20 protein-coding genes are annotated in these 18,644 nt (G+C 52.6%); 6 read left to right on the top strand and 14 right to left on the bottom strand.

Annotated elements, in window-relative coordinates; genetic code table 11:
* Positions 1-64: 64 nt before the first annotated feature.
* The 9 genes from rnk to citC all read right to left on the bottom strand — a co-directional run bounded on the left by rnk (position 65) and on the right by citC (position 8,363).
* Entirely contained in the window at positions 65-475 is a 411-nt protein-coding gene (rnk, locus tag ACLJNW_RS11805; RefSeq protein ID WP_000089748.1) for a nucleoside diphosphate kinase regulator, read from the bottom strand.
* Positions 476-709: 234 nt separating this feature from the next.
* Positions 710-1,516 carry a ribonuclease I gene (gene rna, locus ACLJNW_RS11800; protein WP_024154507.1) on the bottom strand — a complete coding sequence of 269 codons (807 nt, stop codon included), beginning with the start codon at positions 1,514-1,516 and terminating at the stop codon, positions 710-712.
* Positions 1,517-1,625: 109 nt separating this feature from the next.
* Positions 1,626-3,089 (bottom strand): citrate/succinate antiporter CitT, encoded by a 1,464-nt coding sequence (citT, locus tag ACLJNW_RS11795; protein WP_000059029.1) that lies wholly within the window; start codon positions 3,087-3,089, stop codon positions 1,626-1,628.
* Positions 3,090-3,126: 37 nt separating this feature from the next.
* On the bottom strand, positions 3,127-4,023 hold the full coding sequence (gene citG / locus ACLJNW_RS11790; protein WP_038803899.1) for a triphosphoribosyl-dephospho-CoA synthase CitG: 897 nt from the start codon (positions 4,021-4,023) through the stop codon (positions 3,127-3,129).
* A complete protein-coding gene (gene citX / locus ACLJNW_RS11785; RefSeq protein WP_001236072.1) occupies positions 3,995-4,546 on the bottom strand; it encodes a citrate lyase holo-[acyl-carrier protein] synthase in 552 nt (183 codons plus the stop codon). The genes citG and citX overlap by 29 nt, the downstream gene beginning before the upstream one ends.
* A gap of 3 nt (positions 4,547-4,549) precedes the next feature.
* A complete protein-coding gene (gene citF / locus ACLJNW_RS11780; RefSeq protein ID WP_023204474.1) occupies positions 4,550-6,079 on the bottom strand; it encodes a citrate lyase subunit alpha in 1,530 nt (509 codons plus the stop codon).
* A gap of 9 nt (positions 6,080-6,088) precedes the next feature.
* Positions 6,089-6,997, bottom strand: coding sequence for a citrate (pro-3S)-lyase subunit beta (citE, locus tag ACLJNW_RS11775; RefSeq protein ID WP_000622342.1), 909 nt, complete (start codon positions 6,995-6,997; stop codon positions 6,089-6,091).
* Positions 6,994-7,290 (bottom strand): citrate lyase acyl carrier protein, encoded by a 297-nt coding sequence (gene citD, locus ACLJNW_RS11770; protein WP_000700679.1) that lies wholly within the window; start codon positions 7,288-7,290, stop codon positions 6,994-6,996. The genes citE and citD overlap by 4 nt, the downstream gene beginning before the upstream one ends.
* Entirely contained in the window at positions 7,287-8,363 is a 1,077-nt protein-coding gene (gene citC, locus ACLJNW_RS11765; protein ID WP_024154505.1) for a [citrate (pro-3S)-lyase] ligase, read from the bottom strand. The genes citD and citC overlap by 4 nt, the downstream gene beginning before the upstream one ends.
* 384 nt (positions 8,364-8,747) lie before the next feature.
* Here citC and dpiB point away from each other — a divergent pair, with 384 nt between their 5' ends.
* Both dpiB and dpiA read left to right on the top strand, forming a co-directional pair.
* Positions 8,748-10,409 (top strand): sensor histidine kinase DpiB, encoded by a 1,662-nt coding sequence (gene dpiB, locus ACLJNW_RS11760; protein ID WP_001277838.1) that lies wholly within the window; start codon positions 8,748-8,750, stop codon positions 10,407-10,409.
* Positions 10,378-11,058 carry a two-component response regulator DpiA gene (dpiA, locus tag ACLJNW_RS11755; protein WP_000138779.1) on the top strand — a complete coding sequence of 227 codons (681 nt, stop codon included), beginning with the start codon at positions 10,378-10,380 and terminating at the stop codon, positions 11,056-11,058. Before dpiB ends, dpiA begins: the two co-directional genes overlap by 32 nt.
* A gap of 42 nt (positions 11,059-11,100) precedes the next feature.
* On the opposite strand, the gene dcuC is transcribed toward dpiA, so the two are convergent.
* Positions 11,101-12,486 carry an anaerobic C4-dicarboxylate transporter DcuC gene (dcuC, locus tag ACLJNW_RS11750; RefSeq protein WP_024154504.1) on the bottom strand — a complete coding sequence of 462 codons (1,386 nt, stop codon included), beginning with the start codon at positions 12,484-12,486 and terminating at the stop codon, positions 11,101-11,103.
* A gap of 378 nt (positions 12,487-12,864) precedes the next feature.
* On the opposite strand from dcuC, the gene pagP reads away from it, so the two are divergent.
* Together pagP and cspE are read left to right on the top strand one after the other, a co-directional pair.
* Positions 12,865-13,437 carry a lipid IV(A) palmitoyltransferase PagP gene (gene pagP / locus ACLJNW_RS11745; protein ID WP_072209497.1) on the top strand — a complete coding sequence of 191 codons (573 nt, stop codon included), beginning with the start codon at positions 12,865-12,867 and terminating at the stop codon, positions 13,435-13,437.
* 187 nt (positions 13,438-13,624) lie between these two features.
* Complete coding sequence (gene cspE, locus ACLJNW_RS11740) at positions 13,625-13,834, top strand: transcription antiterminator/RNA stability regulator CspE (protein ID WP_000034826.1); 210 nt, start codon at positions 13,625-13,627, stop codon at positions 13,832-13,834.
* A gap of 56 nt (positions 13,835-13,890) precedes the next feature.
* Here cspE and crcB read toward each other — a convergent pair whose 3' ends face one another.
* On the bottom strand, positions 13,891-14,274 hold the full coding sequence (crcB, locus tag ACLJNW_RS11735) for a fluoride efflux transporter CrcB (RefSeq protein ID WP_000939753.1): 384 nt from the start codon (positions 14,272-14,274) through the stop codon (positions 13,891-13,893).
* A gap of 90 nt (positions 14,275-14,364) precedes the next feature.
* Between crcB and ACLJNW_RS11730 the strand changes: the two genes are divergently transcribed.
* Together ACLJNW_RS11730 and tatE are read left to right on the top strand one after the other, a co-directional pair.
* Positions 14,365-15,153, top strand: coding sequence for a deaminated glutathione amidase (locus ACLJNW_RS11730; protein ID WP_001523350.1), 789 nt, complete (start codon positions 14,365-14,367; stop codon positions 15,151-15,153).
* Positions 15,154-15,281: 128 nt separating this feature from the next.
* On the top strand, positions 15,282-15,485 hold the full coding sequence (gene tatE / locus ACLJNW_RS11725; RefSeq protein WP_000503938.1) for a twin-arginine translocase subunit TatE: 204 nt from the start codon (positions 15,282-15,284) through the stop codon (positions 15,483-15,485).
* Positions 15,486-15,570: 85 nt separating this feature from the next.
* Here the strand turns inward: tatE and lipA are convergent, their stop codons facing one another.
* From lipA to lipB, 3 genes are all read right to left on the bottom strand, one after another.
* Entirely contained in the window at positions 15,571-16,536 is a 966-nt protein-coding gene (lipA, locus tag ACLJNW_RS11720) for a lipoyl synthase (RefSeq protein ID WP_000042640.1), read from the bottom strand.
* Between the two features lie 205 nt (positions 16,537-16,741).
* The gene (locus tag ACLJNW_RS11715; RefSeq protein WP_001282817.1) at positions 16,742-17,695 is read right to left on the bottom strand and encodes a YbeF family transcriptional regulator; all 954 of its coding nucleotides are present in this window, start codon (positions 17,693-17,695) and stop codon (positions 16,742-16,744) included.
* A gap of 301 nt (positions 17,696-17,996) precedes the next feature.
* Positions 17,997-18,638 carry a lipoyl(octanoyl) transferase LipB gene (gene lipB, locus ACLJNW_RS11710; RefSeq protein WP_000284009.1) on the bottom strand — a complete coding sequence of 214 codons (642 nt, stop codon included), beginning with the start codon at positions 18,636-18,638 and terminating at the stop codon, positions 17,997-17,999.
* Between the last annotated feature and the right edge of the window lie 6 nt (positions 18,639-18,644).

The raw sequence follows: 18,644 nt of genomic DNA, 5'->3' as shown, positions 1-18,644 counted from the left end.
GGCTAACGGAAAGAGGATGCGCAGGCATCCTCTGTGTAAACGCATTAACGCTTATGCAGATGGTTTAACGCAGGAAGTCGCCCGCGGCTTCAGGCTGATATTCGAGTTCCAGCACTTCGAGATGGGTGGAGGCGCCGCCCGGCAGTTCCCAGTGAATGGTGTCGCCGACGCGCAGTCCCAGCAACGCCGCGCCGACGGGCGCCATTACCGAAAGCTGGGTACTGCTGTCCGTCATATTGGCGGGATACACCAGCGTCCGCACGCGTGTTTCACCATCGCTCAAATTGCGGAATTTAACACGGCTGTTCATGGTGACGACATCGTTCGGCATCTCTTGTGGCGAACACATTTGCGCGCGATCCAGTTCGGCGTTGAGCGCGTCGGCAATCGGCAGATCCGCATACGCAGGCTGTTCCAGAAGACGATCAATACGTTCGGCGTCAAGATCGTTAATGATAATAGTGGGTCTGGACATTTCTTACTCCATGTCATCGATACTGCGAGTAGTGCAGGTAAATGGTCCCAAAAGAAAACCCTCACCGTCTGGCGGCGAGGGTTTAACTCTCATGATGATACTGAGACTTACCCCGTCTTTGAAGTGATTTAGTTCACATTCGGGTAAATCCTCAAACGTCATAGCCCTGAGTGAATTTTAGTCTACATTTGGGCGTGTTCTCAAATGTGGCTACGGTTTTAAACCTCTGCTTCGTCAATAACCGGCTTTATCGATAATAAACTGTTTCCCGCAGTTGCCGGGATGCGGCTGCGGCAGGAATGAGGCAGAGGAGAGCGGGGCGTTAATCATCGACGCCTTTAATGAAAACTGAATCTCTGTTAAATAGGCGGGATTGCCATGGCAGTTTACTTTAACGGCTTTGACATTATCCTGGCCCCACATTTGTGCGACGACGCTATCAAACTCAGCGCGGCTAACGGTCTTGCCGTAATTATCCGCCAGAAACTGCCCCAGCGCGCTGTCTTTTATCGCCTTATCCAGCCGTATCATGGTGCCGAAATAGGCATTGGGATCAAACCCGAAACAGGCGCCATGTTTGGCATATTCGTAGCGCTCCAGACAGGAATTCCCCCCCGCGCCGGGCATCACTTCCTTAAGCGCTGCCGCGATGTCAGGCGAAAGTCCGGAGGCGGAGGCTGAGCATTTCCGGCTGGCCTTGACTTCAGGCAGATTCGGGATTGGCCGCGTCGCACAACCAAAGCGCTGCCAGCGTCTCTGGTCAACACCGCGTGCGGCGATAGATTTGGGTAATCCTGGCCACAGGCCGTGGACGGTCAGAAAGTCTGCTTTGTTGGCTGGCTCTTTTTGCAGACGGCACTCATCGGGCTCCCGATGGCGGCGTTCATGCTGGCTTTGACAAAAACCGGTTTGCCAGGAAAGCGCCAGCACATAGTCAGTGAAATCACCGTACTGTTGCGCCTGAAGTTCGTCGGCGTTGGCGGCAAAAATCGGGGTTAAGAGGGCAGCCAGCAGCGGACTGTAATGCCATATTGTGTTCATGATGAATTCGATAATTTATAGACATTATGAATGTTACTCATTTAATCATAAAAAATGCCGCTCAGGTGAACCTGAACGGCATCATTTTTAACCTACGTTGGCGTAATGTTTAATTCCACATTGCCAGAATTGGCCAGCCCACCAGCAACAGCATCGCGATATAGATAACGCCAAAGATTGCGCCAAGCCGCCAGTAGTCTCTGGATTTCACGTAACCGCAGCCGTAGATAATCACACCAGGGCCGGTGGCATACGGCGTCAGACAGCCCATGATACCGATAGACAGCACCAGCAGAATACACAGTTGTTCCATCGGAACGCCCGGAATGCCTTTACCCACCGCCAGAATGACCGGCAGCATGGTCGCGGTGTGAGCGGAAAGACTGGCGAACAGATAGTGCGCGAAATAGAACACCAGTACCAGTACAATCACGGTTGCATCCGGCGAGAAACCTTCCAGATGCGTACTCATGGTATTGGCGAACCAGTCAATAAAGCCGGAGCGGGTTAAGCCATTGGCCATGACCACCAGCGTAGCGAGGTTCACCAGGGTGTTCCAGGCGCTGTTGTAGCGCGTAATGTCTTTCCACGGCACAACATGCAGCGCCAGCATCAGCGAGACGGCCAGCAGACCCACGGCAGTGGCGTTGATGATTTTTCCACCAAAAACCCACAATCCTAAGCTAAGCAGCACCAGGCCAATCAGCGTCCACTCTTTGCGGGACAGACGCCCCATGTTTTTTAACTCGCCGCCAGCCCAGGCCGCGACTTCCGCACTGTGGGTCACTTCAGGTTTATAAAGTACATAGGAGAGCCACGGCGCAACGATCAGTAAAATAATCCCTACCGGCAGAAAGCTGAGAAACCACTGCAGCCAGCTAATCTGGACGCCAGCGATCTTGCTGACGAACTCCAGACCTAATACGTTCGGCGCCGCGCCAGTGACAAACATCGAAGAGCTCAGGCTGGTACTGATCACCATCATCCACATCAAATAACCGCCGATGCGGCGTGCGGAAGGATCGTTTGGAAACGATTTAAACAGCGGCGGCAGGTTCTTGATGACCGGGAAGACAGTCCCGCCGGTACGAGCCGTATTGGAGGGAGTAAACGGCGCCAGCAAAATATCGATAATGACAATCGCATAGCCGAGCGTCAGCGTGCGTTTACCCATGAATTTTACCAGAAACAGCGCAATGCGGCGCCCCAGCCCGGTCACTTCGTAGCCCAGCGCGAAAATAAACGCGCCGAAAACCAGCCAGACCGTGGTGCTGGAGAAACCGGCAAGCCCCCATTTCAGCGCCTGTTTACTGGCTTTAAACGCCGGATCGGCCAGTTCTGAAGCGTCAAATAGCAGGTAATTGCTGCCGATAACGCAAATGGTTACGGCGATAAAACTGATCGCTGTCGCCGGGATCGGCTCCAGGATCATACCGACAATCATCGCGACGAAAACCGCAAAATAGTGCCAGGCCTGCGGCGGCATACCATCTGGAACAGGAATTAGCAACATGACGCCCATCACTACTAATGGGGCCAACAACTTCCATATATTATCTTTGGATAAAGACATAAATGACTCTCCGGAAAGGATATTTTCTATAATTGTGTTAATGATTAACTTGCGAAATTTGCGCTAAAAACCAGGTCACGATCAGCAGATCGGCGCTACCGCCTGGGCTGAGATTGCGTTCAATGCATTGCTGATCGAACCGGTGGAGATAAACGAGATCGTCAGGCGTCCGTATGCCGCCCTGATGTAATAAGACCGCCGCCTGCTGCTGTAACCAGCGCAGACCGTCCGCCCCGCCGCGCGACGCGACGTTGGTATCGCCGTTAAGCGACATCAGCAGCAGTAAGGTATCAAGCAGCGCCAGTTCCGGATCGCGCCCCTGCGCCAGCAATGCGCGGTAGTGCGGTAACGCGTGGCGGATGACCAGCGGATAGCCCGCTTCCGCTTCGCCGCGCGCGCCGGTTAATCCCAGTTGCTGATACAGCCGCTGACCTGCGGTGAGCTGTAGGTTGTTCTGGCGCAGTTCGCGCGTGGTCAGGCCGTGGCAAAAATCGGCGGCGGTAGCGCAGAGTGTTTCTGCAGCGATCGGCTGGCGTAGCTGATACAGGCGGCCAATGGCGGCGCACAGTAACCCCAGCGAGAAAATGCTGCCTTTATGGGTATTGACGCCCGCCGTTGCGCGAAACATCGCTGCTTCACAGGCCATCCCCAATGGACGCAGGCCCGCCAGAACTGACTCTGGCGGCAGGCGCGTGCAGCTGGCGCCATATTCCATAAAGCGCGGCAGCCAGTGTCGAATCGCCTCCGCGCTGCGGTGAAAATCCGCCAGCGCCATATCTTTGTGCGCGCCGCAGTTTAGTCGGTCTACCAGACCGGGTTTTGGCGATAAATTTACCTCGGTCAGCATGGCGCGCCAGGCCAAATCGGCCCAGGCGTCATACAGCGACTGAGGCTGAATGGAGGCGTTAGTCGGGTTGGCGGGAATCGGCATCATGCAGCAGCGCCTCCATATGAATCAGTAAATCAGTCAGCGCGTGGGTTTTACCCCGCGCGCATTCAGCCGCGCTTTGCCCGCACAGCAGACAGCGGCGAGCGGGAAGCGCGAAATGGCGGCGGGAGAGTATTTCGCCTTCCGCCGTCAGGACATCGATATCCCACAGGCGCCCCAGTGGATAACGCTGTTCAAGTGCGATGGTCGCCTGTTTGAGCGCCTGAGCGGGCGCGTCAATCGCCAGCAGTCCTTCCGGCCCGCTGGCGGAAGCCAGTGCAGCCTGCTCCCGGATGGTCCAGCCATACTCTTCTGCCAGCGTGTGCAGGGCAGTCACGCCGTGATTAAAGATCCGGCGGGTTAACGCGCTGTCTTTCATCGGGCCTGGCGCCACCACGGTAAAGGAGACCAGCGGAGTGGCGTGACGCGTTAGCCAGGCGCGCTGTCTTGCTTGTCTCTCATCCCGGCTGGCGAGCAGCTCAGGAATAGAAACATCGTGACAGGTGGCGAGTTCAGGAAACAGGCGCATGGCTTATTCCTTCACCTGATGCACCACATCGATCACTGAACCGTCGCGATAACGCACGACAGCAATCACGCGGTCGGTGAATTCGATAGGGCGGGGCTGACCGGTAAGCAGTTGCGCGCGTTCGCGCAGCCACTCAATCGATACCACTTTCATTCCCGCTGCTTTCAGGCGTTCAGCCAGCTCCGGACGCGCCGGGTTGACGGCGATACCGTGATCGGTGACCAGAATGTCGACGCTGGAGCCTGGTGTGACGCAGGTGGTGACGTTATCAACCAGCGTTGGGATGCGACCACGCACCAGCGGCGCGACGATGATGGACAGCGCCGCCGCGACGGCGGTATCGCAGTGACCGCCGGACGCGCCGCGTAGAACACCGTCGGAGCCGGTCAGCACGTTAACATTGAAGTGGGTGTCTACTTCCAGCGCGCTCAGTACCACCACGTCCAGACGGTCGACGGAAGCGCCTTTAGAGCCCCAGTTGGCGTACTGGTTAGCGCTGATTTCGATATGGTTCGGGTTGCGGGCCAAAGATTGCGCAGCGTTACGATCGAAGCTCTGCACGTCAAGCAGTTTGCGGATTAAGCCCTTTTCATGCAGGTCGACCATGGTGGCGGTGATACCGCCCAGCGCGAAATTAGCCACAATGTTGCGGCTACGCATTTTGTCTTCCAGGAAACGGGTGACCGCCAGCGATGCTCCGCCGGTGCCGGTTTGCAGGGAGAAACCTTCGTTGAAGTAGCCGGAGTGAGCAATGACTTCCGCCGCGCTGCGGGCGATCAGCAGTTCACGCGGATTAGTGGTCATGCGGGTCGCGCCAGCGCCGATTTTGTTTGCATCACCGACTTCTTCGATTTGCACGATCAGATCAACCTGATCCTGAGGGATGCTTGCCGGGTTATGCGGATACGGCAGCAGTTGCTCCGTCAGCATCACGACCTGCTTCGCGCTGTCGGCATCCACCATCGCGTAGCCCAGTGAACCGCAACAGGCCTTGCCGGTATAACCATTAGCATTACCGAATTCATCGCAGGAGGGCACGCCAAGAAACGCAACATCAATGTTGAGTTCGCCGCTTTGTACCAGATGTACACGACCGCCGTGGGAGTGAATCTGAACCGGCTCAGCCAGCAGGCCGCGAGAAATTTCTTCCGCCAGCGGGCCGCGCAGGCCTGACGTGTAGATGCGGCTGACCACCCCGTTACGAATGTGTTCAACCAGCGGCGCGTGGCAGTCGCTCAGCGAGCTGGAGGCCAGGGTCAGATTTTTGAAGCCCATCTTCGCGATGGTTTCCATCACCAGGTTAATCGTCAGATCGCCGCCGCGAAACGCGTGGTGAAAGGAAAGCGTCATGCCGTCGCGTAAACCGGAACGGCGGATGGCCTCTTCCAGGCTGGCGCACAGTTTGTGGTCGCGCGGTTTTTGCGCTTGTAGATCCAATTTTGCCGCACTTTGGTAAGCGCTCAGTTCGCTTTCAGCGTGACGGCTCCAGGCGGCTACGCGATCCTGGCGTTGAGATTCATTTTTCTGCGTCATTTTTTTGCCTTATTCTTCGCGAATACCGGAAAGTTCTGCACGGGAGAGCACCAGACGGGCGCGTTCAATCACCGGGCTGTCGACCATCTTGCCGTTAAGGGAAACGACGCCGAGACCTTCGCGGGCGGCGGCTTCTGCGGCCTCAACGACCAGACGCGCATGGGCGACCTCTTTACGCGTCGGCGCATAAAGGTTGTGCAGCAGTTCTATCTGGCGGGGGTTGATCAGTGACTTACCGTCAAAGCCCAACTGTTTAATGTGGGCGGCTTCTTGCAGGAAACCGGCTTCGTTGTTGGCGTCGGAATAGACGGTATCGAAGGCCTGAATGCCGGCGGAACGCGCGGCCTGCAAAATGGCGCAGCGGGCGAACAGCAGTTCGGTGCCTTCCGGAGAGCGTTCGGTGCGCAGGTTGCGAACATAGTCTTCCGCGCCCAGCGCAATCCCGATCAACCGTTCAGAGGCGTGGGCGATTTCTACCGCGCGGGTAATACCCAGCGGCGATTCCACGGCAGCTAACAGGCCGGTACTGCCCGGTTCGCGACCGCAGGCGTTTTCAATGCGCAGAATTTCGTTTTCGATATCAATGACGTCCTGCGCGGTGTCGGTTTTCGGTAAACGCACCACGTCCGCGCCGCCGCGCACGACCGCTTCCAGATCGTTGACGCCCCATTCGGAATCCAGCGCATTCACGCGGACAATGGTTTCGACGTCACGGTAAAGCGGGTGTTGCAGCGCGTGATATACCAGACGGCGCGCCGCGTCTTTTTCGCGTAATGCAACGGAGTCTTCCAAGTCGAACATCAGCGCGTCGGCCGGGTAGATAAACGAATTGCTCACCATCGCCGCGTTGGCGCCCGGTACGAATAACATACTGCGGCGGGTGCGGGTTTTACGTTGTTGCAGAGAGGCGGAAATCATTGGCGATCCTCCCAGGGCAGAGCGGCAATACCGCTGGCGCGCGCCAGTAGCGTTTCCAGTCGGGCGCGCAAAATGCAGTCCAGAGCGCCTTTATCATCGACGTTCAGTTGTACGCCGCGCACGTCGTAGCGAGAAAGCACCTCCAGGATGGTGGCGCGAATGGCCTCGCCAAACTGTTTTTCAACGCTACTGTTGATTTGCAGGTCAATATCCTGCGTATCGAGCGGCGCAATGCGTATCATCACATCGCCGGACTCAAGCGTGCCTGCGACGGCTAGCTGGTTTATTTTCATTTTTCACCTGTTGCTAATACGGGGGACTTTTGACGGGCTGCCGCGCTGCCCGGATGGCGTTCGACCATGCCCTGCAAATAGCGCAGGGTGGCGTCGGGAACCAGCGGCGCGATAGCCGTGAGATCGTGTTTAACCAGCAGCTTGCGTACCCAGGAGGCGGATATCGGCGTCTCCTGGAAGCAAAGCCGCTCTATTTCCACCAGCGTAATGGGTGGGGCGGGAAGCGTTGGCGTCTCCAGCCAGAAACGCATATCAAGGTTGTACTGGGCGGTAACGGTGCAAAACGGCTCCGTACCGACAAAGCGGTGTGTGATGCCAAGCGCGGGCGCCAGATACTGGCGGAAAATCTTCAGGTCGATTTCGGTATAACAGTGATTAATAACGCTCTGCTCTTTAATGAAATAGCAGGGGAACGTCGCACGAGAAATAATGTATTCGGAGCCGCGGTGAACGGTTAAGAGCGGGATATCGGTGGTCCCTTTAAGGACCAGATCGAGTCGGTCTTCATAGGGAAAGCGTGATGTATCTTCTTTGACCAGGAACAGATGCAGCCAGTCGCACTGTGCCGCCGCCTGTTGGATCAGATAGCGATGGCCGTTCGTGAAAGGATTGGCGTTCATTACAATACAGCCAATTTTCTTTCCCTCATGACGCAATGTCGCCAGCGATTCCGCATACCGTTTCAACCGGGTCGCGCTATTTTCCATTAAGACCATTACGCCAGGGACGCTGGCTATCGTCGAAAAGCTGCACTGTTTAAACAGCGCTTCGTATTCCGTTTTGGTATAAATAAAAAGATGGGTGCAGTGCCGCTCCCAGGCGAGATTAATCAATTCCGTCGCCAGCGTTAACGCTAAGCCTTCGCCGCGTACTGATTCGCTAATGGCCACGCATTTAATGATATTTCCGGCAATACCGCCGCAGGCAATAAGACGGTCATCACGGCTGACGGTAATAAACACTTCTACAGTGGTATCGACGCTTAAATCATTCTCTTTGAGAAAGTGAGCGATCTCCGCCATTTTTTTATTTTCAGAGCGTTTTACCCGAGTGAATACATTATTGCCAAACATAGTAAGAAATATCCTGGTGATATGCTTGTTGCCACTTTTCTGTATATGTTGCGCTGTGTTGCAACTTGATAACTTTTTCTTTTCAGTCAGAGTGGGAGTTTTTTTATGACGAGTTATTTATTTTTCTCTCTGACGTATACATCGTAAGGAGTATTTTGGTGGTAAATTTTGATTTATTTCACAAAGCGTTAGATGGTTTTTAAGTGTTTTATGGTTTTAAGTTTTTTAATTAATTTAATCGCCATTCCGGCGGTGGGTTTTAGTTGTTTAATTGATTTAATGTGGGGAATCTGTAACGATTGGTTTTTATATGCTTCAAGATACTCAAAACATTTTTATTACATTTGCGATAAATCTGAAGAGAAATGCCCATAAGGAACCTTAATGTCCTGTCAGAAAAATAAAAAGCTGTTTCCTTTTTTTCGGCAACTCGCGTTTCCGTTACGTATTTTTCTGCTCATTCTGGTGGTTTCTGTTTTCATCGTGGCAGCGTTAGCACAATATTTGTCTGCCAGTTTCGAAGATTATCTGGCGTCCCATGTTCGTGATATGGCGATGAATCAGGCAAAAATTATTGCTTCTAACGACAGCATTATCGCTGCCGTAAAAAACCGGGACTATAAACGCCTGGCGATAATTGCGAATAAACTGCAGCGCGGGACGGATTTTGACTATGTGGTGATAGGCGATCGCCACTCGATCCGGCTTTACCATCCGAATCCGGAAAAAATCGGCTATCCCATGCAGTTTACGAAACCCGGCGCGCTGGAAAGAGGAGAAAGTTATTTCATTACCGGTAAGGGCTCAATAGGGATGGCGATGCGCGCCAAAACGCCTATCTTTGACAACAAAGGCAACGTGATCGGCGTTGTTTCAATTGGCTATCTGGTCAGTAAAATCGACTCCTGGCGGCTGGACTTCTTATTACCGATGGCGGGGGTTTTTGTCCTGTTGCTGGTGGTATTAATGCTGCTTTCCTGGTTTTTCGCCGCGCATATCCGCCGACAAATGCTGGGCATGGAGCCGAAACAGATTGCGCGCGTGGTACGCCAGCAGGAGGCGTTGTTTAGCTCGGTTTATGAAGGACTGATCGCCGTTGATCCGGAGGGGCATATCACCGCGATTAACCGCAATGCGAGAAAAATGTTGGGGCTGCCGTCGCCGGGGCGTCAGTGGCTGGGCAAGCTGATAGCGGAAGTCGTCAATCCGGCAGACTTTTTTACCTGCCAGATCGCAGAAAGACGCCAGGACGTGATGGCCAACTTCAATGGCCTGAGCGTCATCGCCAATCGTGAGGCTATCCGTTCCGGCGAGGAGCTGCTGGGCGCTATTATTAGTTTTCGCAGCAAAGATGAAATCGCGACGTTGAACGCGCAGCTAACCCAGATTAAACAGTATGTTGAGAGCCTGCGCACGCTACGCCATGAGCACCTGAACTGGATGTCGACTCTGAACGGCCTGCTGCAAATGAAAGAGTATGATCGGGTCAGAGAGATGGTGCAGGGTGAGTCGCAGGCGCAGCAGCAACTTATTGATAGTTTACGCGGCGCCTTCGCCGATCGTCAGGTGGCCGGTTTGCTGTTTGGCAAAGTTCAGCGCGCGCGTGAACTGGGGCTCAAGATGGTGATTGTTCCCGGCAGCCAGCTACATCAACTGCCGGAGGGGCTGGATAGCACGGAGTTCGCCGCCATCGTCGGGAATCTGCTGGATAACGCGTTTGAGGCGAGTTTACGTACACAGGAAGGCGACAATACCATCGAACTTTTCCTGAGCGACGAGGGCGACGAGGTGGTAATAGAGGTCGCCGACCAGGGCTGCGGCGTTCCTGAAGCGCTGCGGGAAAAGATTTTTGAACAGGGCGTAAGTACCCGCACCGACGAACCCGGTGAGCATGGTATCGGGTTATATCTGATTGCAAGTTATGTGGGGCGCTGTGGCGGGGTCATTACGCTGGAAGACAATGATCCTTGTGGCACCTTATTTTCTTTATTCCTTCCGAAAGTGAAAAAAAACGATGACAGAACCATTAACCCTATTGATCGTTGAGGATGAAACGCTGCTGGCGGAGATGCACGCAGAATATATCCGCCATATTCCTGGCTTTAAGCAGATATGGCTGGCGGGCAATCTGGCGCAGGCGAGAATGATGATTGACCGGTTCAAACCTGGATTAATTCTGTTGGATAATTATCTGCCGGATGGGAAGGGGATTACGCTGCTGCATGAATTAATGCAGTCGCGCTATCCCGGCGGCGTCGTGTTTACGACCGCCGCCAGTGACATGGAGACGGTAGCGGAAGCGGTACGCAGCGGCGCGTTTGATTATCTGGTCAAACCTATTGCTTATGAGCGTTTGGGGCAGACGCTGACCCGCTATCAACAGCGCAGACGTATGCTGGCGAGCGCGGATAGCGCAAGCCAGAAGCAGATAGATGAAATGTTCAACGCCTATGCGCGCGGCGAACCGAAAGGGGATTTGCCGACCGGTATTGATGCCTTAACCCTTAATGCGGTGATGAAGCTGTTTGCCGATCCAACCGTACGCCATACGGCTGAAACGGTCGCGCAGGCCTTAACGATAAGCCGCACCACATCCCGACGCTACCTGGAATATTGCGCGAGTCGGCACCTGATTGTCGCAGAGATTATTCATGGCAAAGTGGGCAGGCCGCAGCGTATTTATCACGGCGGCTAAGCCCGGGTTAAGATGCCGGGGCGAGCCCCGGCTTACCGGCTATCAGCCGCCAGTAACGGCGGAAGAGGCGCCTGGCACCATAATTTCCGTGGCGATAATGACGATCAACAGACCGACGATGACCGGAACGGACGTGCGCTTCACCACTTCAAACGGTGATATTTTAGCCATTCCGGCGACAGCGACCACGACGCCGGAGACCGGCGAAATCGTGCGCCCCAGGTTTGAGGCTTGCAGCATTGGGATGGATAAATAGGCTGGGTTGATACCGGAGGAGTGCGCCAGTTTAGGGATCATCTCAACAAAGGCGTAAAAAGGCGCATTGCCTGAACCGGTGGTCATCGCGGCCAGCATGGTTAAAATCACTAAGACCAGCATCAGAATAATGCTGGCGGAGCCAAAAGAAGTGGCAATCGAGATCAGACTTTGGATAAAGCCAATGGTGCTCAGCCCTTGGGCGAAAACGCCCGCCGCGACCAACAGCATCACAACGCCGGCAAACGCATCCGCCATGCCGCGATAAGCCACTTCCAGGCCGGAAAACACATTTTGCGTGTTGAAACCGCGCACGAATTCCAGCACGGCGGCCAGCAGCATACAGATCACCAGAATGGTAATAATGTGCAACTGCGGCCCCCATTTACCGTCAAAAATCAGTACGCCGATAATGGGCGTGAACGGCAAAAGGGCATAAAACGCCGGGGCCGTGGTGGTAATCTCCGCCACGTCCAGCATCTCATGTGAAATGTTCTCTTTTTTATCCAGATAGCGTTGCCAGAAAAAGTGCGCAATCGCCATACCGATAATGGCGGCGATGGAAATTGGCAGCGTGGTTTTGAACGCGAAATCGATTAACGGCATCTCCGCCGCTTTTGCGGCTAAAACCACATCGCCAGACGTCGGCGAGAGGATGATGGCGGCCGGAGAGGCGCAAATAGCCGCCGCCGCGCCGCGGCTAATGCCGACGTTGACCATCACCGGGAAGAGAGTAGCCATGAGCAGTACGCCAAGCCCCGTCGCGGAAGAGACGGCCAGCGACATCAGGCAGGCGACAAAATAGGCGGCAATCATCAACAGGTAGGGCGAGTTTATATACTGTAAAGGTTTCGACGCCAGCTTCACAACCATATCATTTGCGCCGATATGCGTCATATAGGCGGCAAAGCCGCACAGCATCATGATCATCATGCCAAGATCGCCGCCGCGACTCATAAGCAAAATTTTGATGTATTCAACAATATCTGTTGCGGTATAGCCGGTACTGGTTTCGCTGGTAGGTAATACCTTATGCCCCATCAGCGCGCTGATAATAAGCAGAACCAGACCGCCGACAAATAAAACGCCAGTGGCGGAATATCCCTTAATGATGTAGCGTGCTACACCCACAATAACGACGACTCCGATAAGGAGTTCTATAACTGTTAGCATTGTTTCCCCTGTCTTATCGACACCCAGAGTAAAAATAAGAACCACAAAAGTGGTATAAAAATGTACCGAATAAAGGATGGCGCCTTACTGATTAAAATCACGGCGCGGTTATTTTTTCATGTCATCGCTAAAGATGAAATATGTTTATACGAATTTTCTGTAGTGCTATAAGTATTAATTTATTGTTATTTTATTGTTTTATTTGTTGTGCTTTGTTTTGTGTTTTTTGTGAAAGCTTATTAAGGAGCGCGTGACGGTTCTGAGTGCTAAATCAAACGCCGTTAACCCGATACTCTCTCAGATTATTCTCTGTTTATAGTTTGTTAAGATTTTATTCAGGTTAATGTTGTTATTATCACAGTCGAATTTTTGAACGGTATGTATGTTGCGATGATCATCAGAAAGTATTTTCTTATTATTGCTCTCCTTTTGATGCCATGGCTGGCTATTCCTTCAGTCTCTGCGGCGGATAAAGGGTGGTTTAACACGTTTACCGATAACGTCACAGAAACGTGGCGACAGCCTGAGCATTATGATTTGTATGTCCCCGCCATTACCTGGCATGCGCGCTTTGCCTACGATAAAGAGAAAACGGATCGCTATAACGAGCGGCCGTGGGGCGTTGGTTTTGGTCAGTCGCGTTGGGACGACAAAGGCAACTGGCATGGCCTCTATATGATGGCCTTTAAAGATTCATTTAACAAATGGGAACCCATAGGCGGTTATGGCTGGGAAAAAACCTGGCGACCGCTGGAAGACGATAATTTTCGTCTGGGACTGGGCTTTACCGCAGGCGTTACCGCGCGCGACAACTGGAATTATATTCCCATCCCTGTGCTGTTGCCTTTAGCGTCGATAGGCTATGGTCCCGCTACCTTTCAGATGACCTACATTCCGGGTTCGTATAACAACGGAAACGTCTATTTCGCCTGGATGCGTTTCCAGTTTTGACGGGGAAGGGTATTCTTCAGTTGTGAATTAAAAAGCCTTAAAAAACAATAAGTAGACAGGGTTAGCTAAAAATTAACGCGATATTTATCACTTTTTCGCAAAGTTCGACTGGACAAAATGCATCACAATTGTTGTACTGGTATCCGACACAGCATTTGTGTCTATTTTTCATGTAAAGGTAATTTTGATGTCTAAGATTAAAGGTAACGTTAAGTGGTTTAATGAATCCAAAGGATTCGGTTTCATTACTCCGGAAGATGGCAGCAAAGACGTGTTCGTACACTTCTCTGCAATCCAGACCAATGGTTTTAAAACTCTGGCTGAAGGTCAGCGCGTAGAGTTCGAAATCACTAACGGTGCCAAAGGCCCTTCCGCTGCAAACGTAACTGCTCTGTAAGCATACGTCCGACAGCAAGATTTCAAAACCCGCCCTTTCGGCGGGTTTTTTTGCGCTTAACGCGCCGCTGCGGCGGAAAATAGCCAGAATGCCAGCGCCGTCATGGCAAACGAACCCAACAGGTTAATCAGCACATTCAGCAGCGCCCAGCCAAAGCGCCCCTCTTGCAGCAAGAATACCACTTCGGCAGAAAAAGTAGAAAAGGTCGTCAGGCCGCCGCAAAAGCCGGTTGTGATGAGCACTTTCCACATCGGATCGATATGTGTCATGCGGTTAAACCAGGCGAACCCCATGCCGATAATAAACGCGCCAAGCAAATTTGCTGTTAGCGTACCGATGGGAATCGCCTGATGAAGCGGATTAAAACGCATACTGAGCATCCACCGGGCTACGCTCCCCGTTCCACCGCCAATAAAAACTGCTAAAAGAAGCTGTAACACTGCCGAATCCTTTATTTAATTGCTATACAAGAGGAGTGTAACGCCGAACACGCATAATTGGCGAGTCCTGACAGAGGTGTGGGAGGGGATATGTTCGTTGCAGCCGGGCAGTTTGTGGTGAGTTCTGTATGGGAAGAGAATGCGCAAGTTTGCGTTTCGTTAATGGCTCAGGCGGCGGGCCGCGGCGTATCGCTTCTGGTGTTGCCTGAGGGGATATTAGCGCGAGATGACATCGACCTTGACCTGCCGATTCGCGCCGCGCAGCCGCTGGATGGCGCGTTTATGACGCGGCTTCTGGAAGAAAGCGCTCATAATAATATGACGACGATATTCACTATCCTTGTCCCGTCAACGCCTGGACGGGCGGTTAATATGCTGGTGGCGCTACGGGCGGGTCACATTGTCGCGCGTTACGCGAAGCTGCATCTCTATGATGCGTTTTCGATGCAAGAATCCCAAAGTATTGATGCCGGAACCGTTATCGCGCCTGTGCTGGACGTGGAGGGGGTTAAGGTGGGGCTTATGACCTGTTATGACCTGCGCTTTCCGGATATGGCGTTAGCGCTGGCTTTACAGGGGGCTGACGTATTGGCGCTGCCGACGGGCTGGGTTCGCGGCCCGTTGAAAGAGCAGCAGTGGTCGACGCTGCTGGCGGCGAGAGCGCTGGATTCCACCTGCTATATGATTGCGGCCGGGGAGTGTGGTAATCGTAATATTGGTCAAAGTCGTATTATCGATCCGTTGGGGGTAACGATAGCCGCGGCAGCCGATCGTCCGGCGCTGATCGTCGCGGAAATATTCAGAGAACGAATAGACCAGGTGCGGGAGCAACTTCCTCTTTTGCAGCAACGACGATTTGCGCCACCGCAATTATTATGATGTTTTTTTACGCAAAGCTTGATTCACCTTGTTACAGATTGCTATTGTGTGCGCGCGTCGAAAGACCGTTAATATTCTCAGGTTAATCCGGCGCGTTACGCAGCCTGTTTTTAGTGAAGAAGGTATCTATGGGTGAGATTAGTATTACCAAACTGCTGGTGGTTGCCGCACTGGTTGTTCTGCTGTTTGGTACCAAGAAGTTACGTACGCTGGGCGGAGACCTGGGCACGGCGATTAAAGGATTCAAGAAAGCAATGAACGATGAAGACGCGGGCGTTAAGAAAGACGTCGACGGTAGCGTTCAGGCTGAAAAACTCTCGCACAAAGAGTAATAGCGCGATGCGCTTGCTCCGCAGAGTAAAAAAACCGGCGAGTTGCCGGTTTTTTTTGCCTGAAATGTAAGCGTCTATTACACGATCATTTCACTTCCATGCCTTTGGCCTGGAGATCAGCATGGTACGAAGAACGCACAAAGGGGCCACAGGCGGCATGGGTAAAGCCCATCGCCAGGGCTTCCGCTTTCATCTCGTCAAACTCTTCCGGGCTGACATAACGCTGTACCGGCAGGTGATGGCGGCTTGGCTGTAGATACTGACCAAGCGTCAGCATGGTAACGCCGTGACGGCGTAAGTCGCGCATAACCTCAATGATTTCCGCATTGGTTTCGCCTAAGCCCACCATCAGACCCGATTTTGTCGGAATTTCCGGGTGCGCTTCTTTGAAGCGTTCCAGTAATTTCAGCGACCAGTTGTAATCGGCGCCCGGACGAACCTGGCGGTAAATACGCGGCACGTTTTCCAGGTTGTGGTTAAACACATCCGGCGGCGTCGCGTTAAGGATATCCAGCGCGCGATCCATACGTCCACGGAAGTCTGGCACCAGGGTCTCTATTTTTATCTCCGGGCTTTTGGCACGGATGGCAGTGATGCAGTCAGCAAAATGCTGGGCACCGCCGTCACGCAGATCGTCACGGTCGACAGAGGTGATGACCACATAGCGTAGCGCCATGTCGGCGATCGTTTGCGCCAGTTTCTGCGGCTCTTCCGCATCCGGCGCAACGGGGCGGCCATGGGCGACATCACAGAACGGACAGCGGCGAGTGCAAATGGCGCCAAGGATCATAAACGTAGCGGTACCGTGGTTGAAACATTCAGCCAGGTTTGGGCAAGACGCTTCCTCGCAGACAGAATGCAGGCCATTTTTGCGCATTGCGGCTTTGATGCCCTGGATACGGGTAGAATCCGCCGGAAGTTTTATTTTCATCCATTCCGGTTTACGTAGTAGAGCGTCGCGCTCTGTGACCACATTTTTAACCGGGATAAGAGCCATCTTATCGGCATCGCGGTATTTTACACCGCGTTCCATCACAATGGGTTTACTCATAGCGTGCGTGTTCCAGTTGCGAATAACGAAGGAAAGCGTTTCAATTCAAGGGAAAGTTGTATTTATCAACTATTTTTGAATTTGTGACACGCAGTATATCATTGATAAGGGCCATAAAGCAGCCTGACAGCCCGGCAAAATGTAAAATAGTTGTTGTTTTGTGCTGTTTGCCCATATCTTCCGTGACCTGAATGCAACATTTTTGTCAGAACGCCTCACGGATGATATCAATGACGTTCTCCAGCACCGGATCGCGCAGACTCAGTTTATTGTAATGCAGCGAGAACTCGACCTGTTCACTATTCACCGGCGCGTAGGGAAGGCGTTCAAGCGGCCAGCAACGGCTAAATAAGTCGTAGAAGCGGGTGGGCATCAGTCCCAGCAGATCGCTGCTGGCGATCAGCGAGGCAATGGTAAAAATATTGTAGCTGCTAAAACTGATTTGCTGATCGGGAAATGTCTCCTGCAGTCGCTGGCGCAGCAGGGAAAGATGTTGTCCCTCCAGCATCAGAAAGGTGTGATCCGCGCTGTTCAGTCTCTCTTCAGTAATGGCGTTCGCCAGACACGGGTGATGCTGGCGGCAGACAATCTCAAGCGTATCGCTAAACAGGACGTGATGCTGAATGCTCCGGTTGTTATAGCTATGGGTATTGATAATGAGATCGGTCTGAAACTGACTAAGCTGGCTTTCGGCATCGTCTACCGGAATGTTGCGCAGCAAAAGCTGAGGATAACGCGGCCTGATGGCCTGGTAAATAATCGGCATCACTAGCGCGCCGACCGAAGGCGTCGTGCCAATTGTAATGGTGCGTTGCTTATCATAGCTGCCCGTAAGATCCAGGGCGCCAAGAATAGATTCCAGCCCCTGGCTGATGTATTCGTGCAGATGCGTAGCATACGTCGTGGGCGTTACGCCCTGGCCTTTGCGAATAAACAGCGGATCGGGAAATATAGTCCGTAATTTTTGAATGGACTGGCTAATGGCTGACGGCGTCAGGTTAAGAATTTTCGCTGCATTGACGATCCCTTTATGGACATATACGGCCTCGAAAATCGTCAACAGATTGAGGTCAATATTTCTCAGTGTTCTGAAAATTTGCGGTTTGTCCTGTAGGTGTTGATCGGCCGGTTGTCTTTCTGCCTGATTATTATCACTCACGCTCTGGCTCCGAATTCATTCGTATTATGAATAATAGATGAAATAGTATATTTTGCATTTATGGGTTGGTTTTAAAATTACTCTTATGAATGTATTTTTAGTCATTTCAATAAGATAAGTAACAGCAAGGCCGGGATTTTGTTCACGGAAAATTCCTCATCATGAGGACTGAAGAGGCCATGCCGCCTGGCGGCTACAGCAGGGATATAACGAAAATATAGAAAGCGGGGGGAGAAGTAAAGCATTCAAATCATATATGATTAATGACCCATAAATTTCTTGGGCCATTATATTTTACGCATTAAGCAGCAATATATTCATACGGTGGATTATTTAGCAGAGCTAAAATATTCGCCAGCAAGCGGGGCGCAATATTATCCGTGGTAGCATCTTCCTTCCACTGCGTTATTTTGGCCATTTCCATGCCGGCATAACCACACGGGTTGATACGCAGGAAAGGAGAAAGATCCATGTTAACGTTTAGCGCTAAACCGTGGAATGAGCAGCCGCGACGGATACGTAAACCCAGCGAGCAGATTTTCTTTTCACCCACGTAGACGCCCGGCGCATCGGCGCGCGGATGCGCCTCAATACCAATTTCAGCCAGCGTATTCACCACGGTCTGTTCAAGTAGGGTGACTAAATCACGCACGCCCAGTTTACGTCGTTTCAGGTTAAGTAAAACGTACATTACCTGTTGGCCCGGACCATGATAGGTCACCTGTCCTCCACGATCGCTCTGCACAACGGGAATATCGCCAGGCATCAATATATGTTCCGCTTTACCGGCCTGGCCCTGGGTAAACACCGGGTAATGCTCAACCAACCAGATTTCATCATGGCTGTTTTCATCGCGCATATCGGTAAAGTTATGCATGGCCTGAGAGATAGCTTCATAGGGCTGAAGGCCGAGCTGGCGGACAAGGATTTTATCCTGATACAAAACGGC

This window comes from Salmonella sp. SAL4457, assembly GCF_046548235.1.
GTDB lineage: Bacteria > Pseudomonadota > Gammaproteobacteria > Enterobacterales > Enterobacteriaceae > Salmonella > Salmonella enterica.
The sequence above is the reverse complement of the archived record's forward strand: the minus strand, read 5'-3'. Positions and strand labels throughout refer to the sequence as shown.

Bases quoted from the DNA above. Each gene is read 5' to 3' on its own strand.
- rnk (WP_000089748.1), bottom strand. From the start codon at position 475: ATGTCCAGACCCACTATTATCATTAACGATCTTGACGCCGAACGTATT.
- rna (WP_024154507.1), bottom strand. From the start codon at position 1,516: ATGAACACAATATGGCATTACAGTCCGCTGCTGGCTGCCCTCTTAACC.
- citT (WP_000059029.1), bottom strand. From the start codon at position 3,089: ATGTCTTTATCCAAAGATAATATATGGAAGTTGTTGGCCCCATTAGTA.
- citG (WP_038803899.1), bottom strand. From the start codon at position 4,023: ATGATGCCGATTCCCGCCAACCCGACTAACGCCTCCATTCAGCCTCAG.
- citX (WP_001236072.1), bottom strand. From the start codon at position 4,546: ATGCGCCTGTTTCCTGAACTCGCCACCTGTCACGATGTTTCTATTCCT.
- citF (WP_023204474.1), bottom strand. From the start codon at position 6,079: ATGACGCAGAAAAATGAATCTCAACGCCAGGATCGCGTAGCCGCCTGG.
- citE (WP_000622342.1), bottom strand. From the start codon at position 6,997: ATGATTTCCGCCTCTCTGCAACAACGTAAAACCCGCACCCGCCGCAGT.
- citD (WP_000700679.1), bottom strand. From the start codon at position 7,290: ATGAAAATAAACCAGCTAGCCGTCGCAGGCACGCTTGAGTCCGGCGAT.
- citC (WP_024154505.1), bottom strand. From the start codon at position 8,363: ATGTTTGGCAATAATGTATTCACTCGGGTAAAACGCTCTGAAAATAAA.
- dpiB (WP_001277838.1), top strand. From the start codon at position 8,748: ATGTCCTGTCAGAAAAATAAAAAGCTGTTTCCTTTTTTTCGGCAACTC.
- dpiA (WP_000138779.1), top strand. From the start codon at position 10,378: ATGACAGAACCATTAACCCTATTGATCGTTGAGGATGAAACGCTGCTG.
- dcuC (WP_024154504.1), bottom strand. From the start codon at position 12,486: ATGCTAACAGTTATAGAACTCCTTATCGGAGTCGTCGTTATTGTGGGT.
- pagP (WP_072209497.1), top strand. From the start codon at position 12,865: ATGTATGTTGCGATGATCATCAGAAAGTATTTTCTTATTATTGCTCTC.
- cspE (WP_000034826.1), top strand. From the start codon at position 13,625: ATGTCTAAGATTAAAGGTAACGTTAAGTGGTTTAATGAATCCAAAGGA.
- ACLJNW_RS11730 (WP_001523350.1), top strand. From the start codon at position 14,365: ATGTTCGTTGCAGCCGGGCAGTTTGTGGTGAGTTCTGTATGGGAAGAG.
- tatE (WP_000503938.1), top strand. From the start codon at position 15,282: ATGGGTGAGATTAGTATTACCAAACTGCTGGTGGTTGCCGCACTGGTT.
- lipA (WP_000042640.1), bottom strand. From the start codon at position 16,536: ATGAGTAAACCCATTGTGATGGAACGCGGTGTAAAATACCGCGATGCC.